Here is an 18,134-nt window from a genome sequence, read left to right as displayed (position 1 = left end):
TATTCCAGTGTTTTTTATATCCCTTCCTGTGCCTGGATGGCGGTAATGACCACGGTATTAAAAATATCTTCCTCAGTACAGCCGCGGCTCAGATCATTAACCGGTTTATTAAGCCCCTGGAGGATGGGTCCTATGGCAAGGGCCCCGGTTTCCCTTTGCACAGCCTTATAGGTATTATTTCCCGTATTGAGATCCGGAAAAACAAAAACTGTAGCCCTCCCAGCAACTTCCGAATCGGGTAGTTTACTCTTGCCTACTTTCAGGTCAACCGCTGCATCGTACTGAATAGGGCCTTCTATCTTCAGGTCAGGTCTGGCCTCTTTTACCAGACGGGTGGCCTCGCGAACCTTGTCAACATCAATTCCCTGACCTGAGGCCCCGGAAGAATAGGATAGCATGGCCACCCTGGCCTCTATCCCGAATGCAATAGCCGTATCTGCTGAGGAAATTGCGATTTCGGCCAGTTGCGGAGCTGTTGGATTCGGATTGATTGCACAATCCCCAAATACGGTAACACGGTCCGGAAGACACATAAAAAAGACTGAAGATACCAGTGATACCCCGGGGCGGGTCTTAACAAACTGTAATGCAGGCCGAATAGTGTGTTGGGTAGTATGCATGGCTCCGGAAACCATCCCATCGGCATGCCCGAGAAAAACCATCATGGTTCCGAAGTAGGAAACATCGGCCATCAGGTCTCTGGCTGTAGCCAGATCCATATTTTTATGCTTGCGCAATTCGTATAGTTTTTCTGCATAGGCCTCAAAATGTTCTGAACTTCTGGGATTGACCAAATGCACCTGTTCCAGATCCAGGTCAAGGCTCATCGCATTGAGCCGTTGCATTATCAGTTGAGGGTCTCCCAGCAGGGTCAATTCTACTGCCCGGCTTACCGTCAGGTCACGGGCCGCCCGCAGAATACGTTCATCGATACCTTCCGGGAGAACGATATGTTTTTTTTCAGCCTGAGCTTTTTTAAGCAGGTTGTACTGGAACATCCTGGGGGTAATCCCGTTTGCTTTGAATGTGATCAGGCGTTCTGCCAGGGCATCTTCTGGTATATAATTGGAAAAATCCTTTAAGGAATGTTCTATTTTAAGCTGGTTTGCCGCGTATATCTGCGGTTGAATGGCCCCTACCTCGTTGGTCACCGAAAAGGTGCCGTCAGGAACCGAGATGATGGGTACCACATCGGAAAGACCTTCAATGAGTTTTATGATAGTATCCTCAGGAATTAAGCCGCCGGTAAGGACTATTCCTGAAACGTTGGGATAATTGGTGGAGATGTTCGCCTGAAGGGCCCCCAGTATGATGTCGGCCCTGTCACCCGGGGTAATAACCAGGGCATCCTGTTCCAGATGGGTCAGGTAATTCCGCAACTGCATGGCCCCTACTCCATAATGGCCAGCCTGGTTGTCCAGATGCTTTTCACCAAAAAGCACCTTCCCGCCAATGGCATCCGAAATTTCGCGAACACTCGGATTGCCCAGGACCGGGTTTACAGGAATCGCCCCGATAAGGACCGTATCGGAAAGCTCCCTGCCCAGGTTATCAAGTATTAATTCCCTGTTTTCAGGCTGTATCTTATTGGCAACCACCATCAGGACCTCAACCCCCTTGTCTTTAAAAGAATCACAGGCCAGCACCAGGGAATTTACAAATTCGGTAAGCGTTTTCCCCACCCCACTGGATATAATAATTGTTGGAATGCCGAGGTTCTTGGCCATCAGGACATTGATGTCCCACTCAATTATGGCCCCCTCTCCACTGAAATCTGTTCCCTCTACCAATACAAAATCAAACCGGCTCTCAATGGCCTTATATTTTTTTATGATGAGGTCGAGCACCTCATCTTCCTGATTCCTGCTGTTCTTCTGAACCACTTCGGAACGGGTACAGGCAAAGGCTTCCTCGTAATCCATAGAAATCTGAAAGTAGGATAATACCGTCTCTATGTGGTTATCCCGTTTTCCTTTGGGGTAGTCGTTAATGATGGGCCTGAAATAGCCCACCCGGGCCATTTTTCCCAATAGTAATCGCATCAGTCCCAGGGAAACTATAGATTTCCCGCTGTTGGCTTCTATGGTTGCGATATAGATGGCTTTATTCATAATATGTTCACTGCGCTTGTCAGACCAAAGGTAATCCATTCCACAGAGGAGCAAAAGGGCCTTCAGACATTTCGGTTCTTACAATTCGATAACTCCATTTCGGAGTTTCCGCCATATTGCATGATACAAATCATTTGTTATTGTACCACCGAAAAGTACCTTTAATCAACATAAATTTTATAATTATGAAATCAATTCTATATGCCACCGACTTTTCCAAAGCTTCAGAAAGTGCGCTTAAATACGCGGCGTCATTAAGTCGCCAGCTCAATATGAGGTTGGTAGTCACCCACGTCTATGATGTTCCAACCATATTGGGTACTCAGCTGGAACAAACTTTTCCGGAGCTTCGGAAAGATTCCCTGGTCACAGAACGAAAGCGGCTGACCGATTTTTGCGAAAAGCAGTTGTCCGACATCAAAAAACTACCGGAACTGATTATTGACCCGGTAGAGAATATGTCTGTTCATTCGGGCATTATTGCAAAAGCTACAGACTGGCACGTAAGGATGATTATTGTAGGGATGAAAGGTGAAAATGCGATTAAAGATACCTTTATAGGCAGTACTGCCAAAAAACTAATTGAAAAGGCCCCCTGCCCGGTTCTGACAGTGCCCAGTGGTTTTGAATTGCACGGGGTTAAAAGGCTGGTCTATGCCACGGATTTTGAACTAGAAGACCTCAAGGCACTTGAAAAGGTTATTGCCCTTGCGAAAACCTTTGACGCGGAAATCACGGTCATCCATATTTCTATGGACAAAAAATACTCCGGTGCCTCTCAAATGGAGTGGTTTAAAGAAATGCTCAAAAAACGCATCAATTACGATAAAATCAGATTTGAAGTCCTGGAGTCAGCCGATGTGGCGGGTAGTCTGAAACAGTATTCCGAACAAGTCCAGGCCGGACTGATCGCCATGCTTGAAAGGGCACAAAAAGGACTGCTGAAAAAATGGTTCCACCGGGACACTGTAAAACGCATGGCCTCCAGTAGCAGTATCCCTCTGTTGAGCTTTAATGAAAAAAACCTGCAAAGCCTTTTCTTCTAATCCCGTTTCAATTCGGGTAAGACCAGTAGCGGGATCCGGGTTTCAAAAGCAATTCTTTTTGAGACCGGGTTATGCGTTAACACCTCCAGAATACTGTGCTTATAATGAACGAGCGCGATGAGTTCTGCATCCTTGTTTTCGGCGTAGTCTCTGATCGTATCACTTACGCTCCCCTTTAGTTTTTGGTTCACAAAGCTATGGGGGATGCCTTTTAGTTTGGCTGAAAGCAATTTCTGATGAGACTCCTGATTAGAGGTCAATTTGAATTCTGAGCCCACATATACGATTTGTAACCTGGCATCCCACACTTTAACCAAATCCAGCAGGATACTTATTTCATACGGTTCGTAATACTTTATATAATCGGTCGGGAAGACCACTGTTCGCAATTGTTGAAAATCAAAGTCCTCCGGAACGACCAAAAGGGGTTTATTGCGAATGGCTTTCAGTACGCGCACCGTATTACTCCCCAGAAATACCTTTTTGGCCCCTGTGGCCCCCTGAGTTCCCATTACTATGAGGTCAACCGGATACTCATTTGTAAGGGCACGAAGGGCCTGCAACAAATCCCCTGATCGGTGAATCGCCTCAAACTGATGCCTGGGATTATGGTGATTTTGCTGCAGATACCCGAGCAAATCCTGCATCTGCTCCCGGGATTCTTTTCCCAATGACTCATAGATAGCCCCCAGTCGCAATTCGGAACGATCGCCGAGAAGATTGGCAAGTTGTGGCTCGTAAGTATTCAGTATCAGGATGCGGGCCTGCTGGTGCGTAAATAGCTTTAGTAGCGTGAAAAGGGCGTTCCAGGCATTTCTTGAAAAGTCTGTGGGGATCAGGATTGTTTTCATGGGAATTGTTTTATTCTTTATCAGTGGAATCCGGGACTACCAGTAAAGGAATGGATACATGAAACCCGATCCGATCCAGGTTGGGGCGGGTAAGCAGCCGATTAAAAAAGGAGTGGTGCTTGTTCATCATCACCAGTAAATCTATGGCGTGCTCGTCAATATATTTAAGGATGGCATCCGGCATATCCGCATCAGACACTTCACAGGTCTGGTATGGTATTTCTTCCATGCATCGCTCCAGATGGGCTTTGTTATCTTTCTGCGTATCGCTAAGCTCCGGTTCCTCCTTAACATGTAATAGTATGATATTTGAGTCATGCATGCGGGCCAGCTGCAGTACCGCTGCCAAATCTTCCCTTCGATATCTGTTTTGGTAATCGCTGGGGAATAAGATGTTCCTTATGGGGTGATAGCTAACCTTTTCAGGAATGGCCATTACCGGAATTATGGCTTTACGGATCACAAAGACTGTATTAGAGCCCAGAAACAATTCCTTTACTCCGCTGGCTCCTTTGGTTCCCATGGCGATAAGATCCAATTGCTTTTTATTCACCAATTCAGCTATTTCATCCGTGAGTGTATTGAAAGATGAAATGGTTTCATACCGATGCCTCGGGTTGTAGTGGTGTTTTTTCAGGTCTTCCAGAGTCTTCTCAAGCCCCATAACCGATATATCCACCCCAACGTCTGGAATGGCACTGAATTCAGGCCCGCCCATTACATAATCCAGACGGTAGAAAGCCGGGGAATAGGTATGCAGCAGGAAGAAGTTACAGGTCTCTTCTTTAAAGAGGTTAACCGTATAGGCTATGGCATGCCAGGCATTGTTAGAAAAGTCGGTAGGGATTAAAATATTTTTCATCGCATGGTATATTGAAGGTATCTAAAGTTAAATCTGATTAACATCACCTGCCATGATATCTGTCAGTCCTTGTAAGGAAACTGTAGCCGGTTATGGACGATATTCCTTATTTTAGGATAAAACAAAACCTTGTCCATGCCTGATTCCAGTCAAACCTCACTTGCGTCCTTTATCGATCATACCCTCCTTCGCCCGGATGCAACGGTTTCCGACATTGAAAAACTGTGCGCCGAAGCCATAAAACACAATTTTAAAGCGGTTTGTGTCCATGGGAGTTATCTGCCCCTGGCACAATCCCTCTTGCAGGGCACTCCGGTCCTATTGGCCGTGGTCTGTGGTTTTCCATTAGGGGCTACACCCGCCGCTGTAAAAGCCTTCGAGGCTGAAACCTACCTAAAACAAGGAGCAGCGGAATTAGACATTGTTGTAAACCTGGGGTGGATCAAGTCTGCCCACTGGGAAAAGATTGGGGAAGAACTCCTTTTACTTCGCGCCATAGCCCCTGAAGCCAGCTTAAAGCTTATTCTAGAAACGGCTTATCTCAAGCGGGATGAAATAATTCACTGCTGTGAACTGGCCGCTGAACACGGCTGGAATTTTGTAAAGACCTCTACCGGCTTCGGGCCCGGCGGGGCAACCCTCAGGGACGTGCGGCTCATGAAGGAAATCGTTGGAAATCACCTGCAGGTAAAAGCTTCAGGAGGTATTCGGGACCTGGAAACAGCCAGGGCCTTTATTGCTGCCGGAGCCAGCAGAATTGGCACCTCTTCCGGATTAAAAATCATTATGGCTGAGCAGCAAGAAGCCAAGAATTAAAAGTGCCCGGTATGTCCCGGCGATGATCCAAATCATTTCAGACCTTGATGCAAACACAGAACTTTGCTTTAGTTTCATTTAAAAGCAAAGATCATGTCTCTGAATTTTAACCAGTACGCAACAGAAGGAAACACCTTCATCAAAGCCTATACAGAACATCTGGGCCTTGGTAATGATTACGACAAAGCAGGGCGGATGCTTTCCGCAATCCTGCATTCACTGCGAGATATAATACCCTTCGCGGAATCCCTTCAATTTATGGCCCAGCTCCCCATGTTCCTGAAGGCCGTCTATGCAAATGGATGGTCCGGCAGGAGGCGCCCACAGAAAATCAGGAGGATGGAAGAATTTATTGAACTGCTCAGAACGCATCAGCGAGGCGCCGCGGCCAACGATTTTGGCGACGAGGACGAAGAAGTAGAAAAGTACCTGCAACTCACCTTTATGTTTTTAAGGAGATACGTATCCCTCGGGGAACTGGAGGATATCAGGGACTCGCTTCCCAAAGACCTGAAATTCATGATCTATTCCAATCTCATGTTCTAAACCTGAAAGGAACCGGCGATGGGATAACCCGGATCATTTTATACCCTTTTGCGGTAACCTGCCTCAATGATCTGCCGCGGCTGATACAGGTCATTGTCTTACTGCACATTGAATGGTAGTTTTAATAAGTGCCCATTATTGGGAATTATTAACTGTAAAATGCTATTACCATGAAAAAAATTGTTTTAGGTCTGTTATGTTTAGGGTTGACCGGCCCTGCTGTCGCACAAATTATCAAAACGGAAAAACTCTCCGAGGTAACCGTTTATGCTACCAATTACAAATACCTGAATAGCATGAATTCTGAGGAACCAGCTGCTATCCCCGTTGAAATGCTGCAAAAGAAAGTGGCTGCTTTCAATTTAAAGGATTCCGACTATTATCAGGATGACTATGATTACTATCAAATCAATTTCTATATCCCTGAGGGAAAAATTTTGGCCGCCTACAATAAGGATGGTAAAATAATCCGCACCGTTGAACGATTCAAAAACGTCAATCTTCCAACATCTGTTAAGGAAGCTGTGATGGATCGGTTCCCCGGATGGACGATTACTGAAGATGCCTACGTGGTTTATTACCACGAAGCCAAAGGAGTGGACAAAAAATACAAACTTACCCTCGAAAACGGGGATAAAAAATTGAGAGTGAAAATGGATGAAAATGGTAATTTCCTCTAATAAGAGGCGGATAGGTTACGGGGTATTTTGCATGTCAGTGTTTTTTTAACTTCCGATTACCATTTTTAAGCCACAGACAGGGCTGAATTTTTAGTCATTTTATCTGTCGGAAACCGCTCCGGGTTCATACCGGGGCGGTTTTTTATGTTGGTTATTTATTGCTTATTACTTTCCCTGGCTTCCTTACGGGCCATTTTTCGGAAATACCTTCGGGTCAGAAAATTGTGTTGCAGGGCCTCCATATTCTGATCAAACTTTACCATCCCGGAGTCCAGGTATTTCAGGGTGTGGCGAAACTGATCAGCCATTAAAGAATCTTTTAGTATCATCCCAAGGGTACCTTCCCCTTCATTTATGTTGGCCGTTAGGGTTTTTAACTCTCCGCTTAATTGCCGTATATCTCTGCTTGAACTATCCAGGCTGGCTGCGATGTCTTCTATTTGTTTTCTAAAGACCGTATCGCTGAGGATAAGAGAAGCGGCACTTTCTTCAAAATTCATATCTGCAATCATCCGGTTCATCTGGTTGAGGGTATGAACTGCCTGTCGTGAAGCTGCATTCAGATTGTGCAGGCCTTCCCGCAGATCCTTTGCCATCAGACTGTCGTTCATCAAATGGCCCAGTACCCCAGACCCATTTTTAAGGTTTCCGGTAATTTTGAGAAGGTCTGAAGTTAATAATGCAGCATTCTCATTTGTCACATTCAGGGTAGTGAGCATATCCTGGGTAGTAATCCTGCTGTAACTCTGAATGGTATCCCCTTCTGCTATTGCTGCTGCTGAACCTTTTCCCGGAACGATGTTTATAAGCATGCTCCCCACCAGGCCGTCTGAGCCCACCATGGCCACGGCGTTTTTACGAAGGTGCTGCCGGATGGTTTCTTCAATGATCATATGGACCCGTACACTGGTATCATTTTCCATGACTATCTTACTTACGGTTCCCACCTGAATTCCTGAAAACCGGACATTATTCCCTTCCTGCAGGCCGTTTACATTTTTGAAACGAGTGGTGATTTCAAAGGTTTTGCTGAACATATTCTGTTGGTTACCCAACATATAAGCGCCAACCATCAAGATGATACTTCCCGCAATTACAAACAGTCCCAGCTTAACATAAGTACCCGTTTCGTTTTTCATCTCTTTATTTTTTAAAGAATGCTTCTATTTTAGGATCCGGACTTGCCGATAATGCTTCATAGGATCCTTCCGCATAATTAATACCATCAACAAGGAGCACAATTCTTTCGGAAATGACCCGTGCACAATCCACATCATGCGTGATTATCAAGGATGAGGTACCATAAGTATGCTGAATCCTCCGCATCAGATTGATAATTTCCTTAGAGGTAATCGGATCCAGGCCGCTGGTAGGCTCGTCATAGAGGATCACCTTGGGCTTGAGGATAAGGGTACGGGCCAGGGCAACCCTGCGCTTCATCCCACCGGACAATTCGGCCGGCATCAGGTCAATTGCGTGTTTAAGACCAACATTCTCAAGTGCCTCCTCCACCAGTGGCAGGGTATCTTTAAATGTGCCCAACTTCTGCCGGTGGCGCCGCATGGGGAATTCCAGATTCTCCCTTACGGTCATGGAATCGTATAAAGCACTGCCCTGAAACAGGAATCCCACATCCGAACGCAAATGGTCCAGCTCGGTCCGGTTGAGTTTTAAAATATCCTGCCCCAGTACTTCAATCTGTCCCGCATCAGCCTGTATAAGGCCAATAAGGCATTTGATCATCACGGATTTCCCGGAACCGGATTTGCCCATCACTACCAGATTTTCCCCTTCGTACAGACTAAGGTTAAACCCCTTAAGTACCTGTGTGGAACCAAAACTCTTATGCAGGTTCCGAATAGCGATGACGGCCTTCTTTGAGGTGGTTTCGGCTGATTCGGTTCGATATTTCAATTCTTGATCCATACTTACAATTCATAAAAGATATCGGAAACAAAAACGGCCATAAAGTCAACAAAGAACAGCAACAGGGAAGCGGTTACCACCGCAGTATTGGCGGCCTTGCCAACACCTGCTGTCCCTTTTTTACAATTATACCCCTTATAGCAACCCACCAGCCCAATAACAAACCCAAAAAAGAAGGATTTGATGGTTGCCGGTATAAGGTCCCCGAATGACAGGGCTTCAAAAACCCGGTCAAAATAGAACTGATAACTCATGGCCCCCTTAAAATTTTCAACCATTGCGGAACCATAAAGGGCTATAAGGTCCCCAAAAAAGACCAGAAGGGGTAACATCAGGGTGGTGGCCAGGATACGGGTCACCACCAAATACTTAAAAGGGTTGGTGCCGGAAACTTCCATGGCGTCAATTTGTTCAGTAACCCGCATAGAGCCCAATTCCGCACCAATTCCGGAAGCTATTCGGCCCGCACATATCAGGGCGGTTAAAACAGGTCCTATTTCACGGACTATGGAAATACCCACCATATTCGGCATCCAGGACTCAGCCCCGAATTCCATGAGGGTGGGGCGGGATTGGAGGGTAAGCACCATTCCAATGATAAAACAGGTGACCAGTACCAGCATTAGCGAGCGGTTTCCCATTTGGTAGCACTGCCTGAAAAACTCGCGGATTTCAAAAGGCGGGCGACCTACTTCCCTGAAAAAACGACCGGCAAAATGGGAAAGTTCCCCAATCTCATTGAGAAAGAGGTATATCTGGTTTTTGATAAATGCCGCCTGTGCCATACCACTACTAAAAGTAGTGTATAAGCCCTGTGCCCGCTATGACAATTGTCAGGCCGGTAAAGCGGAAGTTGTTGAAAATAAGGGTATTTCTCAGTTTCAGGGCTGGGGATATCCCCGGAAACTGTTCAGGCCGTATACGGTTCCCCCTTTGAGAACCAAATCCCCCTGTTTTGACCATACTTTTAAACGGGAATAGGGACTGGAAGGAAAAAAGATATCCGTAAAATTAAGAGCTCCCTCCAGGGCAAACAGCTCCAGGGAGGTTACATCCGAAAGGAATTGAAGATCCAGTACCCCGCCCTGCATTTGCAGAGGAGCCGTGTGCGGGCCCTTAAAAAAAGCATCCGAAAAACCTTCAGGGCCAGACTGCTGCCTATCTACTTGCATCATGTTCTCGCCAGGGTAAAAAGCCACTTTCAATGCTTCCCCTTCTTCATTATAAAAGGTGATGCCAAATTCGTTTGAAGTGGTTTTATCCAGGTCTATGAGCAGCTCCATCTCAGATTGGGAAACCCGGAAATTTCCCTGCAGTTCTTTTTCATTGCTTATAACTTCGGGTGGGATATTCGTTTTCGTCGAACGCAATTTTCTTAATGCTTCAACCGGTAGTGACTTCAGGTAATAGCGGTCATCATCCCTGTGCAAGGTTAATTCCCTTGGTACTGTCATGGCGGAGCGCCATTTTTTAGTAGGGACTTCCTGTGCGTACTGCCAGTTGCTCATCCAACCAATCCCCAAACGCCGGCTTTGGTCTAAAGGGGCATTGTCCCAGGTTACAAAGGCGTAATTGTCTGCCCCCCAATCCAGCCACTGCTGATTGGTTTCTGCAGTGAAGGTAGTCCCGTCAAAATCCCCGATAAAATAGGAAGTTCCGGTGCCTCCATTGGGGCCCTGCTGTTGTATGGATACAATTAGAACCCATTTGGTTTCTTCGCCGTCTGCAATCTTAAGCGGAAACAGATCCGGGCATTCCCAGAGGCGGGTATCCCCCTCAATCCCGAATTCAGAAAGGTACTGCCACTGCTTCAGGTTTACCGAGCCGTAGAACTGTACCCGGTCGTAAACCGCCAGGGCCATGATCCATTGAGAGGTTTCGGAATGCCAAATGAGTTTCGGATCCCGAAAATCCCGTATTCCGGTATTGTTTTTCAATACGGGGTTCCCTTCGTATTTGGTCCAGCTATAGCCTTTATCGATACTATAGGCCAGGCTTTGGTATTGGAAATCCTGACTCCCTGCCTGTTCCCCCTCAGGGTCGTGGTGCGTAAAGGCGGCCACTACCGGTATGGAATCCTTTGAACCAAAACCAGAAGTGTTTTGGGTATCTACTACCGCAGATCCGGAAAATATATAACCGAGGGAATCTGGATACAGGATGACCGCTTGTTCTTCCCAGGAAACCAGGTCTTTGGAAGATGCATGCCCCCAGTGCATAGGCCCCCAAACGGTGCTGTCCGGATAGTACTGATAACTCAGGTGATAGGTTCCCTCCAGGTAGTACATTCCGTTGGGATCATTCATCCAGGCTGCCGCCGGGGTGAAATGGAATTTCGGACGGTGGGTCTCTGTAAAGTTATCTGATTTCAAAGCCTGCCCGTCATTTGGTATTTCCTTGCAGGAATAAAAAGACAAGAGCAGCAATACGATAAGAATAAATGCTTTGTTCATAACAAAAAAAAGGGAATCGGTCCTAAGAACACCGATTCCCTAAGATATAAATTTTGGAAGTGTTATTCCTTGATAATTCTGAACACTTCTTCTTTTGTTCCCTGCTGTGTCCTTACAAAAAGGATACCGGACTTCAGGGAGGCTATATCCACTGAAACTTCACTAAGGCCATACACCGGATATTCCCTATTAAATAGCAGGCGTCCTACCTCGTCATAAATAAAGACGTTAATGGGCGCTTCACTATCTCCTGTAAACAGGTACAGGTAGTCAGAGGCCGGGTTGGGGTAATGGTTGGCCACAGGCTCTGTATTGAGTGTGCTACTCTCCATCTGCGTCAGGTCTGCCGTAAAGCTGGTACTACAGGGGTCTGCATTGGAGCCGTTAGCGGACTTGGAGGCACTATTACAGCCCGGAGTGATTACCTGCCATTGAATGTCGTCCCCGTTTGTGATAAGGCAGATCTGACCCGTCGTATTGGCCGGGAACAACGATGGAGGCGTATCTCCACCCAAAATATTGCTTCGCCCCTTGAATTGGTTTTCCCGGGTGTCGTAAGGAATGTAAATGTCAAATGCAGTCGAATTCACGTATGTGAAGCATACTTCTACCATTCCTGGGCCTAAATCCGTTTTGCAGATATCCGAAAGTGTAATACGGTCATTACAGCCTACAAGAGGGTTAACCACCAGGGTACCAAACTCGGTAGTTTCACGCAGGTAATAATTCTCATAACCTGCCGGCAGGGAGACACTTCCCTCAATACCTACCTGATAGGTACCTGCGGGCAGTGGGTTTGCGATAACCGGAACCCCATTTTGATAGATTGTAAATGTAAAGTTACTAAGACCAGGATCCGGATCGGAAGGGCATAATATCGTATTGTTTGCCGCACTCACAACAAAATCGAAGCTGCCGGGGGTGGCATCTCCTTGGTTTATCCAGGCAATACCTTCCACCCTAAGATCGAGGGGGGCCTGATTCACGGTAAGCGTTCCTGGAACCGTTGTAGTACTATAGTTCGGGTTCGTTATCCCGGGAACAAGACTCAGAGCATAGTCATTGGTCCCCGGAATCAAAGGCTCCCCTAAATTACAGCCATCATCGGGGCTAAATGAATAGGTCCCGAAAATATCCGTCACGGTTTGTGAATAAGGCAAAATACCGTTCCATGCCGGGTCATTTTGCCGGCTAAGGGTGATTTCGAAGTCCAGAGGACCCGGATCTCCATAGGTTATGGTTCCGTCGCCTACAGTTGCTGTCACTTCAAAGGGCTCTACAGTTAGCAGCCCCGTATTATTGAACTGTAAATTATAGTTTGAAGGATTTTCGCCTGAGGTGGCAGTCACCACATAAGGGCTAGCCGAAACCCCACAATCCGTACAATCCACTCCAACAGTCAACCCATTGGGAAATACATCCCCGAAGGTATCCAAGTACCTGAATTGAGGATCCAAGTCCGCCTGATTAATAGTGTATTCTGAAGGAAGGGTACCATACTCTGCCGTTACATCTTCTGTAGTTATCTGCAGCATGGCCGCTTCCACTATAAATGGCGCAGGCTGGGAATAAACCACATAATTATCGTCTATTATGGTCCCTGGTATTACCCATTGGGGTCCTGCTCCCAATCCCGTAAGGACTGTAATAGGATAAACCAATATGATCTCGCCAGGCTCCGTGTCTGAAAGGTCATCCTCCACATTGAAGAGGACCAGGGAATTTTCAAATGCTGACAGGACGGTATTAAAGTCATCACTATTAACAAAACCAAGACCGCCATTGGCAAAGCCCAAACCATTTGCAAAACCAAGACCGCCATTGGCAAAGCCAAGACCGTTAACGTATACAGTGTTGTTAGCAAAACCAAGGCCGTTGGCAAATCCAAGGCCTCCGTTAGCAAAACCTAAGCCATTGGCAAAACCTAAGCCACTTACCATCCCCAGGCCGTTGGTAATGGTGGAGGTGGTAATGATTTCGTTTTCAATATCAACAGGGTTGAACAGATCCACCCCAAAGTCTATTAGCTTTTGCCCTGTGGCATCTTCCCCATTGGCAAAGCCCAGGCCGTTACTCAGAAAGTCAGTGGCACTGGCAATGGTAGATTCTGAGACCCAAAAACTGGTATTGGCAAAGCCAAGCCCATTTATCAGTAATTCCTCTCCATTGGCAAAGCCAAGGCCTCCGTTGGCAAAACCAAGGCCACCATTTACAAAACCAAGGCCATTGGCAAAACCGAGGCCGTTTACATGCTGGGTTTCAAAAGTACCTGTGGTAGCCCCGTCAACCGTAACTCCTGTGCCTCCGGGTATCCCATAGGCGTAATCATAGGTAATCACTGGCACTCCATCTCCGTATACAATACTAGTTGCACCTTCCGGAGGGCTGATTACAGGGGTGATAGTTACCGGCATAGGGTCTACCGTAAGGATACCAGGATCAATTATAAAAGTATAGATTTCCTGCAGGCCGGTATCCAGTGTCAGTTCATCGAGTGAGAGGCTTATTTCATAAATCCCTACATTGGAATTTGGAACCGCATCCGGGATGCTCAACGTTACAGATGGGGCCAATAAATCTATTTCGGCTTGTGTAAGGGAAACCGGGGACTGCGTAGCCGGGTCTATTTTGGTTGCCGTCCAGGTCAGGGAGCCGGGATCGGGGTTCGGAGTGGCATAAAAGCGGGAGGTATTGTCCGGTTTCAAAACCACTTCTACAGGCTGAATATCCAAAATATTCAGGGTGTCTGAACTCCCCCCGTCCGTACCATTTGTGATAACATTGCCAAATTCGTCAGTCTTGGATGGCGTTAACACATAAATGGGCGGATTGGCAAATTCAAAGGTTGGGACCGTTACTACCAGGGTTGTATCACTTTCAAAGGTAGTCGGCAGAATTGAGTCTCTGAATACTACATAGGAATCTTCGCTAAAGGAGTTCCCCTCAACGATCAGATCAAATTCAATTTCCCCGGGCTGGTAAATGTTGGTGTCCAGATTTTGCAGGTTAAACCGTATGAGGTTGGGAGATGCATTGGAGAAAGAAGCAACCGCGGCATCTATATAGGCAAAACCAAAGCCGGTTTTTGGATCCCATCCCGGAGTTTCCATATCGGCTGCAGTATTAATTAGCAGATCTCTGGTATTAAAGGCTGGGTCTGCCGGGTTATCCAAAAATTTACCTTTGGCCTCTTCAACCAGAGCTGCACCTGCAGCTAACAGAGGGGCCGAAGCAGAGGTTCCAAAAAAGTTTGGCAGACCGTCTCCTTCATAGTCAAACCCGAAAAAGGTATTATTAACTCCGGTAGGTGCCATCAGGGTCGGCTGTTGCCGGTTCACCTGATTGACCAACAAGCCCCCCGGTGAAGACGACTGCTGTGCTGCAAGTGGGTTCCCTGCATAAGGTGTGTTATCATATCTTACTGCACCTACTGCCGTTACGTTAGGCGTATTGGCATGCCCAAAAACGGTGGAATTCTGAGCAACCGGGGTGGCATCGAATAGATTACTGTCTCCAGCCCTGAAAACAATATATTTAAACCGTGGGTTTGCTGTACCTGCAGCTTTTTCAACCGTCAGGTAAGTGGTAGTGGAATCCTTAACAACAAATGGCATGATTTCTATAGGGTCGGCCCCCAGGTTATTCCGGTTAAAGCCGTATTGTTTGTTCCCATTGGCGTCCGTCAGGTAGAAATCGAGGTCTACTTCGGCACCTACTGCATCCAGGGAATAAATATTGTCTTCCCATTGCAGGCCAATAATGTATACACCTACTCCCAGATCGAGTCGCTGCAGATAGGTTCCCGGCCCCTGAAAATCGTGTTCATCGTTATTTGGTGACGCTGCCGGGGTAAAGGTTGCTTCATAAGAGCGGTCCGAGAAATTACCCGCTGAGGTAAAATACTGAACGCCATTGCCAATAGCATCTTCTACGGCCTGCGCCAAAACCCCATCTTTAAAATAGGTAGAATTAATATAGGTGATGTCATCCACTATAAAATCCACATCAGGCCCCAGTGGATCGGCCAGGGCAGTAATCCTGTTGGCCATATCCCCTTTGGATTCAAAGCCCGTTGCGAAATACAGTTCGGCTCCGGGGGCCACATCGTGAATAAGCTGCATCATCGCTCGGCCTTCATCACTACCCCCTAGGGTCAAATCTCCCCCTACAAGGGTTATGTTTGGTGGCAGATCCCCGGAATTTATATTGTCCTGGTACCCCAATAACTTATTAAAACTATCGGAAATAACCCCAATTTTAAGTCCGGTACCTGACAGGGACCAACCCAGACGGGCCAGGTCCGAATTCTGGGCAAAATCTCCCTGGTTATCTACCAGACCAATATTGTTAACTGCAGGAATACTGGCATAAACCTGGTTTATCTCCGGGTAATTACATAGGTTAGGAAGTTCCGCAATTTCAAAATCAACCGTTAGTACCCGCAGGTTTGTCTGCAGGTCTTCAGACTCAGATACTATAAAGCTATTTATACCGTAATCGGCCTGAAGGGTCGCTTTTAAGCTATTATATGTAGCAGCATCACCCTGCACCACAATTTCGATTCGTACGCGGTCGTCTGCAACGCGATAGAGAAATTCATTGAATTCCTTTAAAATAGGATCGTAAGTCTCATAAAGCGTTAGCAAGGCTGCCCCGATACAACTTTCGGTTTTCAGGGCGAAAAATTCGTATCCCGGATCTATGTCGCAGTTGTTTACAGTTACCTGGCTTTCTGCACTTGCCTCGGGTACCGTCCCGGTAGTGGTTGTAAAGCCGTCCCGAACCGTTACGCTATAGGTTGTATTGATTCCGGGAGCTACTGTAATACTCGATGTGGTTGCTCCATTACTCCATAAATACGTATAATTGCCATCCCCGCCTGTAGGAACCGCCACAAGGGTGGCGCTATCTCCCTGGCAAATCGATTCGCTGTTGACCGTGACTGTAATAGTAGGATTAACAGCTACCGTAGCAGTTTCAGTTCCACTGGAAACCGTTCCAGAGGTGGTTACAAAATCATCACTAACCGTTACAGTATATTCCGTAGTTGTTTCCGGGCTCACAGTTATGCTTGGGGTATCTGCTCCGTTGCTCCAAAGGTAACTGTAGTTCCCGTTGCCCCCTTCAGGGCTTGCCGTAAGGGTAACGCTTTCCCCCTGGTAGATCGAAGCACTGTTGACCGTTACTGTAATGGTAGGGTTTACCGTTACCGTACCACTTCCACTTCCACTGGAAACCGTACCTGTGGTCGTAACAAAGTCGTCGCTAACCGTTACCGAATAATCCGTACTCAATTCAGGGCTAACCGTAATGCTCTGAGTAGCTGCCCCGTTACTCCAGAGGTAACTGTAGTTTCCGTTGCCCCCGTCAGGGCTTGCTACAAGGGTAACACTTTCGCCCTGGTAGATGGAAGCACTGTTTACCGCTACCGTAATGGCAGGGTTTACTGCTATTGTACTGATGGCAGAACTGCTACATATGGTACCTGCCACTGTATTGAAATCATCATTGACTGTAACAGTATACTCTGTAGTGTTCTCCGGGCTCACTGTAATGCTCTCTGTGGTTTCTCCAGTACTCCACTGATAACTGTAGTTCCCGTTACCCCCGGCCGGGGTTGCCGTAAGAGTTACACTTTCCCCCTGATAAATAGACTCGCTATTTACCTCAACAGTGAGTTCAGTATTAACGGAAATACTTAATGTAGCCACAGGACTGGCGCAATTATTCAGTGCGTCAAAGAAAAATCCAAAATAGGTTCCGGGTCCCGGGGTTGCGGCTTCAGCCTGGGTAAGGCGTTCGTTTACTGCAAAGGGATCCCCGTTGGTACTCCAGAGTAGCTGGGTTGCTGCAGGAGTCGGACTGCTAATAAAGGTATCAAGGGCGGGAACCGTTTCGTCCGAACAAAAAGTTGTTCGGGCAGTGGCGTCCACAACCGGAGCTGTATCCCCCACGTTACTGAGGGCACAGTTGCAAATTACATCAACATCCTCTATGGTACTGGGTGTCCCTGGCAGGCCCGTACCGTTTCCGGAATAGTAGTACAGGACATCTGCACCCCAGCTTGCAAAATTATTGGTATTCCCGGCCAGTACTTTAATGCCGCCTACCCCAGACAGGGTGCCGTAGTTATTAAAGTTACCAGAAAGCAGGGTATAACAGGCATTATTTAAGCTTATTACATTGTTATTCACAACATTGCCATCTTTCTCAAAGATGGCGTTGGTAAGTTCAATTCGCCCATCTACATTCAGGACCCCGGGTCCAATGCTTACAAAAGCCCGGTTTGCCTGAACTAGTGACCCGGCAGCAACATTCAGGTTGCTACTGTTCATAAAATTGGCACCGTTTATTATCAATGTAGATCGGTTGCCCAGATTGATGGGCTGGTTGTCCGTATAATTGATATCGTGGTTGATGGTAATGGTGGAACCGGATACGTTTCGGTTCGGAAAGGGTCTGCTATTACATCCCCCTCCTGAGCAGATCCATGCTGCAGGGTCGTTCCAGTTGGTGGATGCCCCTGTAGTCTCATAATTCTGAGCCACGGCCTGAAAACCGGTCAGACAAATTAACAGCAAGAAAAGATTGGTAAATGAACGCTTCTTAAATAGGGGGAAAAGACAATTGGTTGGCCCGTTTGTTTTCATAATGACAGAATTAATTCTTTAAAAGATTAATTTTGCAGGTCAATGAAATAACGGGGAAACTTTTGGGGTAGCTTAAATATACGAAATAAACCGAGTTGATAGGGCTAATTGCAAAATATAAACCTGATTAATATTACTTTGTAGGCCGTGCCTTACACAATAGTGTGTTTCCACCCAAGTTAGCATGTTTATT

Annotated in this window: 12 protein-coding genes; 4 read left to right on the top strand and 8 right to left on the bottom strand. The window is 46.8% G+C overall.

Annotated features, from left to right (window positions below; all coding sequences use genetic code 11):
* Positions 1-14 precede the first annotated feature (14 nt).
* Positions 15-2,111 (bottom strand): phosphate acetyltransferase, encoded by a 2,097-nt coding sequence (pta, locus tag ACT6NU_RS09195; RefSeq protein ID WP_445381378.1) that lies wholly within the window; start codon positions 2,109-2,111, stop codon positions 15-17.
* Between the two features lie 185 nt (positions 2,112-2,296).
* On the opposite strand from pta, the gene ACT6NU_RS09190 reads away from it, so the two are divergent.
* On the top strand, positions 2,297-3,157 hold the full coding sequence (locus ACT6NU_RS09190; protein ID WP_445381377.1) for a universal stress protein: 861 nt from the start codon (positions 2,297-2,299) through the stop codon (positions 3,155-3,157).
* Here ACT6NU_RS09190 and ACT6NU_RS09185 read toward each other — a convergent pair.
* Together ACT6NU_RS09185 and ACT6NU_RS09180 are read right to left on the bottom strand one after the other, a co-directional pair.
* A complete protein-coding gene (locus ACT6NU_RS09185; protein WP_445381376.1) occupies positions 3,154-4,008 on the bottom strand; it encodes a universal stress protein in 855 nt (284 codons plus the stop codon). The two genes, ACT6NU_RS09190 and ACT6NU_RS09185, sit on opposite strands and share 4 nt — an antisense overlap.
* Positions 4,009-4,018: 10 nt before the next feature.
* Positions 4,019-4,870 (bottom strand): universal stress protein, encoded by an 852-nt coding sequence (locus tag ACT6NU_RS09180; RefSeq protein ID WP_445381375.1) that lies wholly within the window; start codon positions 4,868-4,870, stop codon positions 4,019-4,021.
* 135 nt (positions 4,871-5,005) lie between these two features.
* On the opposite strand from ACT6NU_RS09180, the gene deoC reads away from it, so the two are divergent.
* The 3 genes from deoC (at position 5,006) to ACT6NU_RS09165 (ending at position 6,912) form a co-directional block, all read left to right on the top strand.
* On the top strand, positions 5,006-5,686 hold the full coding sequence (deoC, locus tag ACT6NU_RS09175; protein ID WP_445381374.1) for a deoxyribose-phosphate aldolase: 681 nt from the start codon (positions 5,006-5,008) through the stop codon (positions 5,684-5,686).
* A gap of 93 nt (positions 5,687-5,779) precedes the next feature.
* Positions 5,780-6,232: a DUF2267 domain-containing protein gene (locus ACT6NU_RS09170; protein WP_445381373.1), complete on the top strand. Its 453-nt coding sequence runs from the start codon at positions 5,780-5,782 to the stop codon at positions 6,230-6,232.
* 170 nt (positions 6,233-6,402) lie between these two features.
* Positions 6,403-6,912 (top strand): nicotinate-nucleotide adenylyltransferase, encoded by a 510-nt coding sequence (locus ACT6NU_RS09165; RefSeq protein WP_445381372.1) that lies wholly within the window; start codon positions 6,403-6,405, stop codon positions 6,910-6,912.
* Between the two features lie 155 nt (positions 6,913-7,067).
* On the opposite strand, the gene ACT6NU_RS09160 is transcribed toward ACT6NU_RS09165, so the two are convergent.
* From ACT6NU_RS09160 to ACT6NU_RS09140, 5 genes are all read right to left on the bottom strand, one after another.
* Entirely contained in the window at positions 7,068-8,051 is a 984-nt protein-coding gene (locus ACT6NU_RS09160; RefSeq protein ID WP_445381371.1) for an MlaD family protein, read from the bottom strand.
* A 4-nt stretch (positions 8,052-8,055) separates the two neighbouring features.
* The gene (locus ACT6NU_RS09155; RefSeq protein ID WP_445381370.1) at positions 8,056-8,838 is read right to left on the bottom strand and encodes an ABC transporter ATP-binding protein; all 783 of its coding nucleotides are present in this window, start codon (positions 8,836-8,838) and stop codon (positions 8,056-8,058) included.
* 2 nt (positions 8,839-8,840) lie between these two features.
* The gene (locus ACT6NU_RS09150; protein WP_445381369.1) at positions 8,841-9,623 is read right to left on the bottom strand and encodes an MlaE family ABC transporter permease; all 783 of its coding nucleotides are present in this window, start codon (positions 9,621-9,623) and stop codon (positions 8,841-8,843) included.
* 96 nt (positions 9,624-9,719) lie between these two features.
* Positions 9,720-11,291 (bottom strand): glycoside hydrolase family 32 protein, encoded by a 1,572-nt coding sequence (locus ACT6NU_RS09145; protein ID WP_445381368.1) that lies wholly within the window; start codon positions 11,289-11,291, stop codon positions 9,720-9,722.
* A gap of 62 nt (positions 11,292-11,353) precedes the next feature.
* Positions 11,354-17,941, bottom strand: coding sequence for a T9SS type A sorting domain-containing protein (locus ACT6NU_RS09140; RefSeq protein WP_445381367.1), 6,588 nt, complete (start codon positions 17,939-17,941; stop codon positions 11,354-11,356).
* Positions 17,942-18,134 lie beyond the last annotated feature (193 nt).

This window comes from Robiginitalea rubriflava (genome assembly GCF_052540725.1).
Note: the sequence above shows the minus strand (reverse complement) of the source record. Positions and strands in the feature narration are given on the sequence as shown.

Coding starts and splice junctions, on each gene's coding strand:
- pta (WP_445381378.1), bottom strand. CDS start 2,111: ATGAATAAAGCCATCTATATCGCAACCATAGAAGCCAACAGCGGGAAA.
- ACT6NU_RS09190 (WP_445381377.1), top strand. CDS start 2,297: ATGAAATCAATTCTATATGCCACCGACTTTTCCAAAGCTTCAGAAAGT.
- ACT6NU_RS09185 (WP_445381376.1), bottom strand. CDS start 4,008: ATGAAAACAATCCTGATCCCCACAGACTTTTCAAGAAATGCCTGGAAC.
- ACT6NU_RS09180 (WP_445381375.1), bottom strand. CDS start 4,870: ATGAAAAATATTTTAATCCCTACCGACTTTTCTAACAATGCCTGGCAT.
- deoC (WP_445381374.1), top strand. CDS start 5,006: ATGCCTGATTCCAGTCAAACCTCACTTGCGTCCTTTATCGATCATACC.
- ACT6NU_RS09170 (WP_445381373.1), top strand. CDS start 5,780: ATGTCTCTGAATTTTAACCAGTACGCAACAGAAGGAAACACCTTCATC.
- ACT6NU_RS09165 (WP_445381372.1), top strand. CDS start 6,403: ATGAAAAAAATTGTTTTAGGTCTGTTATGTTTAGGGTTGACCGGCCCT.
- ACT6NU_RS09160 (WP_445381371.1), bottom strand. CDS start 8,051: ATGAAAAACGAAACGGGTACTTATGTTAAGCTGGGACTGTTTGTAATT.
- ACT6NU_RS09155 (WP_445381370.1), bottom strand. CDS start 8,838: ATGGATCAAGAATTGAAATATCGAACCGAATCAGCCGAAACCACCTCA.
- ACT6NU_RS09150 (WP_445381369.1), bottom strand. CDS start 9,623: ATGGCACAGGCGGCATTTATCAAAAACCAGATATACCTCTTTCTCAAT.
- ACT6NU_RS09145 (WP_445381368.1), bottom strand. CDS start 11,291: ATGAACAAAGCATTTATTCTTATCGTATTGCTGCTCTTGTCTTTTTAT.
- ACT6NU_RS09140 (WP_445381367.1), bottom strand. CDS start 17,941: ATGAAAACAAACGGGCCAACCAATTGTCTTTTCCCCCTATTTAAGAAG.